Genomic DNA, 14,026 nt, shown 5'->3' on the forward strand with positions numbered 1-14,026 from the left:
CCGAGCCACACCCGCGGCCAGATCGTCACCGCACTACGACTACTCGAACGCAAACAAGTCACCCTCCCACCCAAGAAACACGGAAACATCCCACTATGACCGAAACGAACGACGACGCAGCGAACGACGCGAACCTCGACGCAGCTCATTCCGACGAGGTGGTCTCTGCGAGTCCTGCTGCCGTTCGAGTGGTGAAGGGCAATCCGAGCGACGAGGAACTCGCCGCGCTGGTGACGGTTCTGACGGCTGCGCAAGGCGGATCGGAGTCCACGGGCGATTCTCGTCCCCGTGAGCTGTGGGGATCGCCGGTGTTGCTGCACCGCCGGTTCGCGGCTCAGTCGGCGTACTCGTACGCCGCGTCGGGACGCCACACGCGGTGACGGTCCGGTCCTCCGACGCTGCGCCGGGCCCTGTTCGTCTGGTCCTGGCGTCGGCGTCGCCGGCGCGCCTGTCGGTGCTGCGCGCCGCCGGGGTGGAGCCGATCGTTCGGGTGTCGGGAGTCGACGAGGATGCGCTGACCGACGCGCTCGGGCCGTCGGTGTCTTCGGAAACCGTGGTCACGGAATTGGCCCGAGCCAAGGCTGCGGCGGTGGCCGAGACGTTCGCGGATTCGACCGACGATCTGGTGATCGTCGGTTGCGATTCGATGTTGGCTATCGGCGGCGAACTGCACGGAAAGCCACATTCGGTCGACGTTGCGCGCGCCAGATGGCAGTCCATGGCGGGCAACAGCGGCGAATTGCTGACCGGCCACGCTGTGCTCCGGGTGACCGACGGCGTGGTGGTGGCGCAGGCCGCAGCGCACAGCAGAACCGTCGTGCATTTCGCGACGCCGTCCTCGGTGGATCTCGAGGCCTACCTCGACTCCGGTGAACCGTTGTCGGTGGCGGGGGCGTTCACGCTGGACGGTCTCGGCGGCTGGTTCGTCGACCGCATCGAGGGCGATCCGTCGTCGGTGATCGGCATAGGCCTACCGCTGGTGCGTACCCTGCTCACTCGGGTGGGTACGTCCCTGGCCGCCCTGTGGGACAGCACCCCGTCCTGACCGTTTCGGCCCCGCCTGCCGGTGGGGTGCCGAAGCCGAATGCCACCGTCAGGGCAGCAGGTCGATCAGTTCGCGAGCCCACTCCTCGGCCATGGTCTTCGGCCTGATGTTCGACGAGCTGTCGTGGCGAGCATGAGTGCCGACCTGCTTGCCGCCGAGCTCGGTGAGCTTCTCTGCGATGATCTCGCCGCCACGGTTGAAGGTGTCCTCGTAGACCCGGTCGCCGAGACCGAACACCGCGAACTGCAGTCCCGCGAGGTCGGGAGCATCCTCGACGAGTGCTTCGAAGAAGGGTTCTGCACCGGTGGGGAGCTCTCCGTCTCCGTAGGTGGAGCAGATGACCACGTGGAAGTCGTCGGTATCGATATCGGACACCTCGTACTCGAGCATGTCGCGCACCTCGGCGTCATGATCGCTGAGCACGTCCGCAATCTTGTCGGCGACCTCCTCGGCCGTACCGGTCTCGGACCCGAACAACACGACCACTGCCATGGATCGCTCCCCTTTCTCACACCTGCCCGAACACTCGAACAGTCGGAAAGCATAGCCTCACCGGCGATCCGGCCGAAAATCCGTCCTCGCCCGCAGTTGTGACTTGTCTCGAGATCACCAGAATTCGGGCGTCAGACCCCATCGGTCGAACTCCGCCTCCACCAGCCCTCGCAGGTGTTCCTTGCTGGGAAAGCTGTCCGGATCGAGCCCGGTGACGCACAGGGTCGCCCGTTCTCCCGATTCGTTCCACCAGGCACTGACGCCACCGCCGGTGCGGCGCAGCAAGGCCACGTCGGTGTTCTGCGTGATCGACCTCATCGCCACCGCGGTGGCGTCGACACCACCGATGGCGCGCAGTGCGACACCTCTGGCACTGAGATTCGAGCACAGGCACAGCGGTGCCGAGCCCGACGCGGCGAGTTTGGCCACGATCGCGTCGGGCAGCAACTGCATCAGCGGCTTGAGGAGCTCGAATGTCGTCGTGACCGAGTGATCGGCCTGGGTTCTGAATGCCTGCTTGCTCGCTGCTCGAATCGCTCCGAGATCGTCGAGGTACCCCGCTCCTGGGTCGACGTGGATCGAGACACCGGACGTCGCGTTGGCACGTCGATCTCCTGCAGTCCTGGTACTGACCGGGAGGGCGACGCGCACCCGGTCCTGCGTGGAGACTCGGCCGCTCCCGGTCAGGATGCCGAGCACCACCGCCACCAGCAGACTGTTGGAACTGCCGCCTTTGCTCGCCGCGGCAGCGGACCACTCGGAGGACAGGCAATCGACGACGACGGTGCTCGGCGTCCACGCACCCTCCGCAGGTGCGACGATCACCCGCGGACGATCCGCACCGGAGCCGTGCGGCACGACCGTGCTCGGGGCGGCGGACGCCGTGGTCCGCGCCCGCACCGCCTCCGCCGCGGTGCGGCCGAGCGCTCGGGCCGCACCCGAGAGCGCCGCACCGAAACGGCCGAGACCATCGGACAGATCGGCTCGCGAGGTCGCCGTCGCGGACGCGGAACCGTCATCGAGACCGACGCGCGCGAAATCGTCGGGCACAGCGTGTCCGGCCAGCGCGGCCGCTGCCGCCGAGGTGAGGGCGCCGCCGTCGCCGACGACGTGCGAGCCGACCAACGACACGACCGTGCCGCCGTCGTCCACCGAGGTGGCCGACAGACGCCACGCCGGTCCCCCGATCGGGTCCAATGTCACGGCGGCCTCGTCCTCGATCCACCTGTCGACCGCCCCGCGAGCGATCGGTGATCCGATGACCACCGGATCGGCGGCTCGACGAGCTGCGGTCCAACTGTCCCGGGCTCCGGGCACCCGGGCCCGCCGAACGGATCGATCGATGGGGCCTGCGGCGAGCATTCGCCACATCGATCGGAGTGCGTCCGGTGCGACGGCGCGGTCGAACCGCCAGACGATCTGGTTCACCACGGGTACCCCGAGAACACATTCCATGCGGAGGAACAGGTCGTCGTCGTACGTCAGTCTTTCCACTACGCGAGACTATCGCTGCGCGAGTGCGGACGCAGGTGGGCCGCAAATGTGTTTCCCGCCATATGTTTTCCGAACCCGACTGCGCCGGGCAGGACTGGTAGGTTGAGGGCGTTTTCCACGCCGACGCGACTGCGAGTGACCCTATGAAGTTCGTGATGCCATTCAACGGCAGTCGCGGTGACGTGACGCCCGGTCTTGCCCTCGGCGTCGAACTCGCCGATCGCGGACACGACGTGGTGTTCGGCGCACCACCGAACCTGATGGACTTCGCGCAGGCGAAAACGGCTGAGTCCGAACGAGTCAGCGTGGTCTCGTTCGGGCCGGACACCCAGCAACTGTTGGAGTCGGAGTTGATCAGGGTGCGCATCAAGTCGCGCAACCCGCGGACCAAGATTGCGGCACTCGCGGAACTGGCCAATCACGGCTGGGACCGGATGACAGCCGAACTCGAGTCGATGGCCCAGGGTTGCCACGCGATCGTCACCGGTTCGCTGGGGCAGGAGATGGCGTTCAACGTGGCGGAGTCTGCGGGTAATGCCTTTGTGGCACTGCACTATTGCCCGCTTCGGCGCAACGACGTCGTGCCCGTGACCCCGGGAGCCGCGTTGCCCGGCTACGTCAACCGATCGATGTGGGTGCTGGCGGAGTCGATGCGCTGGAAGTCCATGAAGGCTCGCGAGAACGCGCAGAGAGTCTCCCTTGGCCTGGCCCCGACGCGGCATTCGTTGCCGGTTCGATCCGAACGCTACGGCGGAGTGGAGATTCAGGCCTACGAGTCGGCGCTGTTTCCCGGACTCGCCGAACAGTGGGGCCCGCAACGGCCGTTCGTCGGATTCCTGGGGCTGAGCAGCGGTCGCGCGGACGTCGATCCTGCGCTCGAGGAATGGCTGAAGGCAGGTTCCGCGCCGGTGTACTTCGGATTCGGCAGCATGCCCGTGCCCGATCCCACCGCACTGGTGCGCATGATCGAGAACGTGACCGGACGGCTGGGCGTTCGCGCTCTCGTCTGTGCCGGCTGGAGCGATCTCACCGGTGCCGATCTTGCTGCGGCCCAGTCGAACTCGAACATCATGATCGTCGAGTCGGTCGATCATGCGAGCATTCTCCCGCGATGCCTGGCTGCGGTCCACCACGGCGGCGCGGGTACGACGGCTGCGACGGCACGGGCCGGTCTTCCGACGCTCGTCTGCTGGTTCAGCGCCGATCAGCCGTTCTGGGGAGCCGCGCTGCGCCGGATCGGCGCCGGGACCAGCACGAAATTCTCGGCATTGACCGAATCCGTTCTGCAGCAGGGAATCATCGACATCACCACCGACCGAGCCAGGCAGGCGGCGAGCCGACTCGCCGCCACCGTCGCTCCGACCGCAACCGCAGTGAGCGCAGCTGCCGACATCACCGAGGCAGCAGCGCAGAGCCGCTGACGCAGTCACCAGAAACGCGCGGTCAGTTCCCAGCGACCCAACGCATCCGCCACGTGGTCACGCAGTGCCCGGTCGTCGACGAATCGATCCGGATCCATGGCGTGGACGGTCAGGGTGATGCTCTCGTCCGTCTCGCACAACCACGCCGTCAGGCCACCGTCCAGCGATCGCGCGAACGCGGCGTCGGCACCTGCAAAGGTCGCTCTGCCCGATACGGCGCGAGCTCGAACACCGGCCACCGTGGTGAAGACCTCGGGCAGAACGCCCAGGTTCGAAGCCAGACCTTCGGCACCGTCACGTGGTTGCGGAACACGCGCGACCACCGCGTCGGGCAGCATCTGCACGAGGGCCTGCGAGATGCCCGCGGGTGGCAGGCCTGCAGCCTGCCTGGCCGCGAAGGCGGTGAACGCCGCCTTGCTGGTCTTCCGAATCGTCGACAGATCCCGGTCGCCCGCATCGGTGACGGGCACCTCGATCTTGACGATCTTGGTGGCGTTGGACCGGGTGTCGTCGGCGGTGCGATCGCTGACCGGCAGGGACCACTGCAGCGAGTCTCCGATCGAGGCTCGCCCGGCCCGCCCGGAGGCTGCCGTGAGGACCGCGATGAACAGGGAATTCGACGTGCCACCCCATCGCTCGGCGGTTGCTCTCCAGGCCGTCGCGTCCACCTCCGCAACCGCGTGAGGCGATACCCAGTCTTCGTCCACCACTCCGGCGGTCGGCTGCGAGCGAGTCGGCTGCGAGCGGGGTAGCTGCGAGGGTGGGACAGCAGCGTCCTCACCGGATCGGGCGGAGCTCGGAAGTGCTGACGCAGCGGTGTTCACCAACCAGCCGGCGACGGACCGCACCTGCTCCACGGCATCTCGTAGGTCCGAGCCGAGCGCCGCGATGCCGTCCGCGCCCGCTATCGACCGAGGCTGCTCGGACGCGGAGTTGGCGGCAACGAACGCGGCGATCAGAGCACCGCCATCGGCGACCATGTGCGAAGCGACCAACGACAGCACCGTCCCTCCGTTCGCCAAGGGTGCCGCTGCCAGTCGCCACCCGAGACCGGTCTCGGGATCGATGTCGCGGTCCAGGCGGTCGTCGGCCCACGCCAGAACGTCTGTCGGTTCGATGACGTGTGGGTGAAAATCCAGTGAATGGGAGACGGTCGAGGGCACCCATCGATCGCGTGCCGTCGGCACCGTCGACGCGACCACCCGGCGCGCGAGCAGACCGTCGGACAGGTTGCCCCGTAGTTTTTCCAGATCTGCCCGCTGAACGGATTCGTCGAACCACCACAAGAACTGGTTGTAGACGGGATATCCGATGCCGTGATGCATTCGCAAGAATAGGTGATCGGCAAATCCAATTCGAGTCACGCGCCGAACCTACTACATCCGAGAAACAGGGGCAGTGGTGTCGATTTTCCATCACCAATGCATTCACATTCGGCAATATATGCACGGAAAAGGGGGGTCGATTGTGTTCCACACCATGTTCGGGCCATTCAGTGGCCCAGGTCGTTCTCCGACCCGGTGGACAATCTGCGCCACACTGCGATTGTGAACTGTCATCATCTTGACCAGCAAAATCAGTGACTCGATCGTAAGATAGGACAATCGGACACCCCGCCGACTGCCGATCGGAGACCTGCGGGTCAAGACGTCCGACAGTGAGAAGTATTACTTTTACGCGTCGCGAAATAAATTCGCTTTCGCCCTATCGTGTGTTCTGAACTCACTTCGGGTCGACGGCAATGAAGTTGTTCTTTCAACGCGGAAAGCAGCAATCGAACAGCAATCGAATAAACGACCGGTCGGCTGCACGAACACCGCTGACAGGTTTACACGATCGACTCGACCGTAATCCAACGTGCAATACCGAACCAACGCCGCACACCGCCGACCGAGCCCGGAACGGAAGAGGACTCCCATGGAATACACCGAACTCGCCGACTACCCCCTCCCCGCCGGTCGTCTGACCGAGTGGGTCCCCCGCGTCGACGACGACCGTTGGGTACCGGACCCCCGTGGGCTGTCGTTCACGCACCAGGACCATTGCGAGCGCAGCGCGCCGGGCTCGTGGATCGGCACGGTGTTCGAGATCCACCGCCGCTACGACGTCGAGGCAGTGCGGGCAACCATCGCCGCGTACATGGGTCGTCACGAGGCGTTCCGCACCAAGGTTCGACGCGACGAGGAATCCGGTTCCTGGCTGCGCTACACCGCACCGACGGATGCAGTGCAGGTGACCGATCGGGCGCACACCGAACCACGTACCGAAACTCAGGTCTTCGGCCATCTGCACTCCTGGTTCGGCGAAACTGTGTCTCCGACGGCGTGGCCGCACTTCGTCCTCGCCACCATCGAACCGGACGACGCCTCCCGCGCTCTCTCGGACGGGCCCGGAGAGTCGTTCCTGCTCGCGTTCGCCGCCGACCACTCGGTGATGGACGCCTACAGCCAGATCTACGCCATCAACGAGATCGACCGGCTCTACGCTCATGCTCTCGAGGGCGTCGACCCGGAATTGCCCGAAGTCGGCAGCTATGTCGACTTCAGCCAGGCCGAGCGGACTCTCGGCGAGACGCTGACCGGTGACCACAGCGCCGTACGCACCTGGCAGGACTTCCTGGCCGTAGAGGACGGACGCTTTCCTGCGTTTCCCCTTCCGGTGTCGGTCGACCGGTCGCCGACCGGCAGCGGCCCGGCCGCGCAGAGCAGTATCTCGTCCTGGCTGCTGACCGCCGACAAATCCGATGCCTTCAACGCCGCATGCCGTGCCGCCGGGTACAACATGCAGGCCGGGATCCTCGCCGCCCTGGCGCTGACGAACGTTCGCCTGTCCGGCCGCACGACGTTGCGCACCGTGATGCCGATGCACACCAGAGACGAACAGAAGTGGGCCGCAGCGGTCGGCTGGTACGTCGGAATCCTGCCCATGGAGATCGAGCTCGACAACGCTCGCACGTTCGGGGAGGCGATCGAGGCCGCGGCGACTGCAGGCGCGGCCAACAAGGGGTTGGCACGGATGCCGTACTCGAAGATCGCCCAGATCCTCGAGTCGACGGAAATTCCGCGATTCGTGGTGTCCTACATCGACCTTCGGTTCCTTCCGGATGCCGACCAGTGGCAGGGCCGCAAGGGTCGGGCTCTGCGAAGCAACTGCCACGCCGACGACGAGGTCTACTTCTGGGTCAACCGGACGCTTCAAGGGCTCAACATCTCCGCACGATTCCCCAGCTCGGACGTCGCGTCCACCAACGTCCACCGCTTCATCACCGAGTTCGTCGCAGTGCTGACGGCAGTGATCGACTCCGACTGCGGTACCGATACGGTGCTCACGTCGGCCTCTCGGTCGGTGACCGTCGCCGCAGAGTGAGCCATCGAATCAACCCGCGGCCCGTATCGAGGAGGACGAAGCGACGATGATCATCACCGCTATGGGCAGGTGGAATCCCGCTCCCGGTCGGCTGCTCGAATGGCACCCCACGTCGGCTGCCCGGGCGAGTGCCGAAGCGGCACCTGTCGATTCGGCTCCGGCCTCGTTTCTCCAGGAGGACCATCTCAAGGCCGCGTGGGCGGCCCGCGAACGCGGCGACGTTCACACCGCGTACACCGGGGTGGCAACCGAGATCGACGGTGACGTGGACACGGACGCGATGAGCCGCGCACTGGCCGCCTACGTGCTGCGGCACGAGGGTCTTCGATGCTGGTTCGAGGTCGAGGGAAACGACGTCGTTCGGCATCTCGCTCCACCCGAGGTCGCGGCGTTCGAAGCGACCGACGCCGGAGAAGCGACGGACGACGACGAATTCCAACGCTACGTACGGGGGCGCTTCTCGTCCGAGGCGACCGCGGACTCCTGGCCGGGATTCGTCGTCGGCGTGGTGGCCAGGCCCGGCAGCTTCACCCTGTACTACGGCGCAGACCACGCGTTCACCGACGGTGGCTCGCAGGCCCTGGTCATCAGCGAGTTGGCGGACCTGTACGCGCTCGAGACCGGTGCGGACGCACCGATCCCTGCGCAGGCAGGTAGCCATCTGGTCTACGCCGCCGACGAGCGGGCGCGGGCCGCGACGTTCGGGGCCGATTCTCCCGAAATCGCCGCTTGGCGAGACATTTTCACCCGGCACGACGGCCGCATGCCTCGCTTCCCACTCGACCTCGGACTCGCGCCCGGCGAGAAAGCTCCCGTTCGCATCGTCGAACGCGACCTGTTGAACAAAGAACTGACCGCTGCATTCGACGCCGCATGCAAAGCCGCCGGAGCCCGCATGAGCAGCGGGATATTCGCTGCGGTCGGGATCACCGACTTCGAATTGGCCGGAACCACCGACTACTTCGGGATCACCGTGCTCAGTACCCGGCACCACGGTGACTACGGGCAATCCCAGGGGTGGTTCGTCAATTTCGCTCCGGTCGCGTTCGAGGTGGCAGGAAACGACAGGTTCTCCGACGTCGCCGTTCTGGCCCACCGAGGCTTCGAGCAGGCCAAACGGATCGCGGAGGCCCCGGTGCACGCCGTACTGGGTGCTCTCGCCGCCGACGGCACTCTGGGTAGCGAGTTGGCCGTGAGCCCGAACATGCTCTCGTACATCGACTTTCGCTGGTTCCCCGGCGTCGGACGAGACGCGGACACCCGCGCCGAGCACTTCACCGGCGAGGGTTCGACGTCGAACGCATCGATGTGGATCAACCGAGACGGTGAGCACTTGTATCTGGTGGCCCAGACCCCTGATACCGACGTTGCGGCGGCAGCGGTGAAGCGCTACCACGATCATCTGGCGCACGTGCTCGAAGCCATTGCACGCGACGGTGATTACCGCCTCACGCACGACGATCTCGTTCAGGAGCCGGCCGGTGCGGGTCACCTCGATCACTGAGTACACCCCACGCGCGGGCACGGTCGTCGAGTTCACCGCCGTCGTCACCGGGAATCCGCAACCCTCACCGGTCCCACCGTCGTTCAACCAGCGGTTTCACCTCGGTGATCTCGAGCAGGCCGAGCGCGTCTGGATAGCCGGAGCCTTCGAAGTGCAAGGCAACCTCGACATCCGAGCGCTCGAGTGGGCCTTCGAGCGCCTGATCGACCGCCACGACACCCTGCGCAGTTCGTTCGTTCGCGTGGTGGACGGAATCGAGCGGACGCTCCACGAACCGGGTTCGGTGGAGATGAGGCAATCCACTCGAACCACCTTCTCCTCGGCGTCGACGCTCCGGAATCACCTCCGAAACACGCTCGAACTGCACTGCGATGCACGACGATTCCCGTCGTACACCTGCGTCGGAATCGACCGACCGGACACCTCGACGATCCTGTGCGCTTTCGACCACTCCAACGTCGACGCCATGTCGATCGCCGTCGTCGTCGACGAGATCCACACCCTGTACGAGGCCTACCGCCGCTGCCCGTCGAACCCGGAGACAGACCTGCCCCCCGTCGGTGGGTTCGTCGAATACTGCCGCATCGAAGCAACCCAGCCACTCGTCGATCCAACGGACGAGCGCATGGTGCAGTGGTCGACCTTCCTCACCGAGTGCGGGGGCACCACGCCGCGTTTCCCGTTGGACCTCGGCGTCGCCGAGGGTGAAACAGCGCCTCAGGCAACGACTGTCACCCCCTTGCTCGACGCGCAGCACACCGCCGACTTCGAGCAGCTCTGCGCCCGTTCCGGAGCCGGAATGTTCGCCGGGGTCGTCGCAGCGATCGCACAGGCCTGCGCCGGCACGGGCGGACCGAACCGTGTGCCGTTCCTGTTCCCGTTGCACACCCGCCATCAGCAGCACTTCTCGCGAGCACTGGGCTGGTTCACCACCAACGCTCCCATGACCGTGGAGGTCGAACGAGATCTCACCGACACGATCACCGCGGCCCACACAGCGTTTCGCGCGGCACTACCTCTGAGCACAGTTCCGATCCCCCAGGTACTGAACAACCTCGGTGACGCCTTCACCCTGTCGCGTCGAGACGTGTTCATGGTGTCCTACATCGACTACACCAGAATCGGTGGACACGAGCGCTTCGACCGAACCGACGCACACCACATCAGCAATGCCACGGTCTCCGACGACGCACAGTTCTGGGTCTCCCGCACCGCATCGGGCCTGGCACTGCGATCACGATTCCCCGACACGGCAACGGCACACTCGGTGATGACTGCGTTCACCGCGGAACTGATCGCACTCATGCGGGCCTCCGCAGCGAAACCCGAGAGCGCAGCCCTCACGCCCTGACAAACTGCATTCCGCAGGCTCCACTCCCGCCCCCTGAGGTCATTCCGCAGGCTCCACTCCCGCCCCCTGAGGTCATTCCGCAGGCTCCACTCCCGCCCCTCGACAGATGTTCCGCATAGGATCGAGAGTGCAGACCGTTCACCCCCGGGCGGGCCGCCAGCCGAATATCTTCCGTAGGAGCCGATACGTGCCTGTACCAACCGATTCCACCGCAACGTTCGCCGACTATGCGCATCCGGATCGTCTCGTATCGACCGAATGGCTGTCCGCTCATCTCGGCACCCCCGGCCTTCGCGTCGTCGAATCCGACGAGGACGTGTTGCTCTACGACGTCGGCCACATTCCCGGCGCAGTCAAGATCGATTGGCATCTCGACCTCAACGATCCGGTCACCCGCGACTACATCGACGGCGAGCAGTTCTCGAAGCTGATGAGCCGCAAGGGTATTTCCCGGGACGACACCATCGTCGTGTACGGCGACAAGAGCAACTGGTGGGCCGCGTACGCACTGTGGGTCTTCACGCTGTTCGGACATCAGGACGTGCGTCTGCTCGACGGCGGCCGCGACGCCTGGTTGTCGGAGAACCGCGACACCACCCTCGATGTGCCCGAGTTCCCCGCAACCGAGTATCCGGTGATCGAACGCGACGACGCGCCCATCCGCGCGTTCGCCTCCGACGTCCTCGGCTCGCTCGGAACGGTGCCGTTGATCGACGTGCGCTCCCCCGCCGAGTACACGGGCGAGCGCACCCACATGCCCGACTACCCCGAGGAAGGCGCATTGCGCGGAGGTCACATCCCCACCGCCGTGAGCATCCCCTGGGCCAAGGCAGCCGCACCGGACGGACGCTTCCGTTCTCGTTCGGAACTGGACGAGATCTACTCCGGCACGTCTGCGACCGACGACGTGATCGCGTACTGCCGTATCGGTGAGCGTTCGAGCCACACGTGGTTCGTGTTGACCCATCTGCTCGGATACCAGTCGGTTCGCAACTACGACGGCTCGTGGACCGAATGGGGCAACGCCGTCCGCGTTCCGATCGCCAAGGGCGAGGAGCCCGGATCGGCTCCGGCCACTCGATGAGTGCCCTGCCGGAGTCGCTGGCCGAGATCGTCGAGGACTTCGCCGCGGTGGAGGGACAGGACAAGCTGCAGCTTCTGCTCGAGTTCAGTCGTGAACTTCCTCCGCTGCCGGAGCACCTTGCTCAAGATGCGATGGAACCGGTGCCGGAATGCCAGTCTCCGCTGTTCCTGTCGGTGGACGCCGCCGATCCCGAGCGAGTCCGGCTGTACTTCAGCGCCCCGCCGGAAGCGCCGACCACGCGAGGGTTCGCCTCGATCCTCGCGCAGGGACTCGACGGCCTCGGCTCGCAGGAGATCCTCGACGTACCCGACGATTTCTACTCGGCGCTCGGGCTGAGCGACGCGGTCAGCCCGCTCCGACTGCGCGGCATGTCGGCGATGCTGGCGCGGATCAAGCGTCACCTTCGCTGACGGTCGACCGGCGACGGCGCGGTGGCGCGCCGTCGTCTTGATCGATACAACGGGTCGTCGTTAGACTCCGCGGCAGGGCATCGATGCCCGGTCCCCCGACGCTGACGACGAAGGTTGGTTGCTGCCGATATGGAGTTCACGGAGTTGGCGGACTACGCGGTTCCCGCGGGCACGCTCACCGAGTGGATACCCAGCGTCGGTCCGCAGGCCCGCACTCCTGAGGCCGCAGGGTGGCACCCCGACGCCAGGCCGACGTCCTACGTCCACGAGGCGCACCTTCGTACGAGCCTGAGCAGTCCTCGTCGCGGCCGTGAATCATGGCTCGGCGCGGCCTTCGAGATCGCAGGCCCCCTGGACAAACCCGCGTTCCGCCGGGCAGTTCTGAACTGGATCGACCGGCACGAGGCGATGCGGTCGAGCGCGTCGATCGACGAGGTGACGGGCGAGATGACGCGGGTGACCGCGGCGCAGGGTGCCATCGACATCTGGCAGGTCGAGCAGGAACGGTGCGCGCAATCGAGCGAGGTGTTCGAGCACCTGCAGTATCTGTTCGACGAGTTCACCTCACCGTTGATCTGGCCCGCCTACGCCTTCGTGACTCTCGAACCGGTGGACGAGACGCGTCCGATCACCGTCTTCTTCGCAGCGGATCACTCCATCATCGACGGTCTGTCCACGGTGTTGGTCGCGCACGAGATCGCTGCTCTGTACGGAGAGGAACTCGGCGGTGCGCCTGCTGCCCTGTTCGAGGCCGGCAGCTACCTGGACTTCGGTTCCTCCGAACGCGAAAGGAATGCTGAGCTCGAACATTCGCACGACGCCGTGAGGATCTGGCGAGACTTCCTGGTCGACGGCGACGGCGAACTACCGGCGTTCCCCCTCGACATCGGCGATCCGAGTCCGGACGATCTGCCGCAAGGCGGTTTGTCCGCGTGGGTGCTCGACCCCGAGCAGGCCGACTCGTTCTCGGTCGCGTGTCGCAAGACAGGACACAGCCTGTTCGCGGGATTGCTCGCGGTACTCGCCATCACCGGCTCGGAACTGGGCGGGGGTAGTCGTTTCCGCACGGTAACGCCGGTGCACACCCGAGACGAGCCCCAGTGGGCCTCCGCACTCGGCTGGTTCGTCGGACTGTGCCCCATCTCGTTCGACATCGCCGGTGCCGACTCGTTCGGTTCGGTGGTCGCGGCGGCCTCGGCCGAGGTGAAGAAGACCAAACCGATCGCCCGCGTTCCTCTCGATCGGGTGTTCACCACTCTGGGCTACTCCGCCCGCCCGCGCTTCGTCGTCTCCTTCATGGACGTACGGTTCGCGCCTGCTGCCGAGCACTGGCCGGACTGGAACGCCAGAGCACTGCGCAGCAAGCAATACCAGCACGACGTGTACATCTGGATCAACCGCACGCCGCAAGGAATCAACATCGCGGCTCGCTACCCCAACACCGAGCAGGCGACCGCTCGGGTGCACGAGTACGTCGGTGCCTTCCGGAAGCTGTTGACCGATGTGGCGGACACCGGGACCGCGCGATTCCCTCTTCCGGACCACCACCGGTCCGATATCGGACATACCGACACCGGTCAGATCGCTACCAATCAGTAGCTCGCTGCGACGCGTCCTCGATCCGCTGCAGCTGTACGGACCGATTGCAGCGATGACAGTGCCGATGCTTAGACTCCGACGTGACGTTCGTAACGAAGCATGCGAGAAACACATCTGTAGGAGGCTCAGTGCCCAGCCATGCCAGTGCTCAGATCACCAAGGTTCTTGTCGCCAATCGTGGCGAGATCGCGGTGCGGGTGATCCGGGCGGCCGCCGATGCCGGGTTGGCCAGTGTCGCTGTGTACGCCGAGCCCGATGCC

13 protein-coding genes are annotated in these 14,026 nt (G+C 65.7%); 10 read left to right on the top strand and 3 right to left on the bottom strand.

The window, feature by feature from the left end:
- Positions 1–95 precede the first annotated feature (95 nt).
- Positions 96–380 (top strand): acyl-CoA carboxylase subunit epsilon, encoded by a 285-nt coding sequence (locus CH273_RS09410; protein ID WP_052050239.1) that lies wholly within the window; start codon positions 96–98, stop codon positions 378–380.
- Positions 377–1,045 (top strand): Maf family protein, encoded by a 669-nt coding sequence (locus tag CH273_RS09415; RefSeq protein ID WP_230596996.1) that lies wholly within the window; start codon positions 377–379, stop codon positions 1,043–1,045. Before CH273_RS09410 ends, CH273_RS09415 begins: the two co-directional genes overlap by 4 nt.
- Before the next feature lie 48 nt (positions 1,046–1,093).
- Here CH273_RS09415 and CH273_RS09420 read toward each other — a convergent pair whose 3' ends face one another.
- Both CH273_RS09420 and CH273_RS09425 read right to left on the bottom strand, forming a co-directional pair.
- Complete coding sequence (locus CH273_RS09420) at positions 1,094–1,537, bottom strand: flavodoxin domain-containing protein (RefSeq protein WP_032397647.1); 444 nt, start codon at positions 1,535–1,537, stop codon at positions 1,094–1,096.
- A gap of 114 nt (positions 1,538–1,651) precedes the next feature.
- Positions 1,652–3,031 (bottom strand): hypothetical protein, encoded by a 1,380-nt coding sequence (locus tag CH273_RS09425; RefSeq protein WP_032397646.1) that lies wholly within the window; start codon positions 3,029–3,031, stop codon positions 1,652–1,654.
- Positions 3,032–3,186: 155 nt separating this feature from the next.
- Between CH273_RS09425 and CH273_RS09430 the strand changes: the two genes are divergently transcribed.
- Positions 3,187–4,452, top strand: a complete 1,266-nt coding sequence (locus tag CH273_RS09430) for a glycosyltransferase (protein ID WP_230596995.1) — start codon at positions 3,187–3,189, stop codon at positions 4,450–4,452.
- Positions 4,453–4,457: 5 nt separating this feature from the next.
- Here the strand turns inward: CH273_RS09430 and CH273_RS09435 are convergent, their stop codons facing one another.
- On the bottom strand, positions 4,458–5,777 hold the full coding sequence (locus CH273_RS09435; protein WP_032397644.1) for a hypothetical protein: 1,320 nt from the start codon (positions 5,775–5,777) through the stop codon (positions 4,458–4,460).
- Positions 5,778–6,369: 592 nt separating this feature from the next.
- On the opposite strand from CH273_RS09435, the gene CH273_RS09440 reads away from it, so the two are divergent.
- The 7 genes from CH273_RS09440 to CH273_RS09470 all read left to right on the top strand — a co-directional run.
- Positions 6,370–7,818, top strand: a complete 1,449-nt coding sequence (locus CH273_RS09440; RefSeq protein ID WP_032397643.1) for a condensation domain-containing protein — start codon at positions 6,370–6,372, stop codon at positions 7,816–7,818.
- Between the two features lie 46 nt (positions 7,819–7,864).
- Positions 7,865–9,322 carry a condensation domain-containing protein gene (locus tag CH273_RS09445; RefSeq protein WP_052050235.1) on the top strand — a complete coding sequence of 486 codons (1,458 nt, stop codon included), beginning with the start codon at positions 7,865–7,867 and terminating at the stop codon, positions 9,320–9,322.
- A complete protein-coding gene (locus tag CH273_RS09450) occupies positions 9,300–10,673 on the top strand; it encodes a condensation domain-containing protein (protein WP_032397642.1) in 1,374 nt (457 codons plus the stop codon). The genes CH273_RS09445 and CH273_RS09450 overlap by 23 nt, the downstream gene beginning before the upstream one ends.
- A 187-nt stretch (positions 10,674–10,860) precedes the next feature.
- Positions 10,861–11,757, top strand: a complete 897-nt coding sequence (locus tag CH273_RS09455; protein ID WP_032397641.1) for a sulfurtransferase — start codon at positions 10,861–10,863, stop codon at positions 11,755–11,757.
- The gene (locus CH273_RS09460) at positions 11,754–12,167 is read left to right on the top strand and encodes a SufE family protein (protein WP_032397640.1); all 414 of its coding nucleotides are present in this window, start codon (positions 11,754–11,756) and stop codon (positions 12,165–12,167) included. Before CH273_RS09455 ends, CH273_RS09460 begins: the two co-directional genes overlap by 4 nt.
- Before the next feature lie 129 nt (positions 12,168–12,296).
- Positions 12,297–13,766 (top strand): condensation domain-containing protein, encoded by a 1,470-nt coding sequence (locus tag CH273_RS09465; protein WP_032397639.1) that lies wholly within the window; start codon positions 12,297–12,299, stop codon positions 13,764–13,766.
- Between the two features lie 128 nt (positions 13,767–13,894).
- Positions 13,895–14,026: biotin carboxylase N-terminal domain-containing protein (locus CH273_RS09470; protein ID WP_143546194.1), on the top strand; the 132-nt coding region annotated here is incomplete at its 3' end.

This window comes from Rhodococcus sp. 05-339-2, from assembly GCF_002258965.1.
Lineage (GTDB): Bacteria > Actinomycetota > Actinomycetes > Mycobacteriales > Mycobacteriaceae > Rhodococcoides.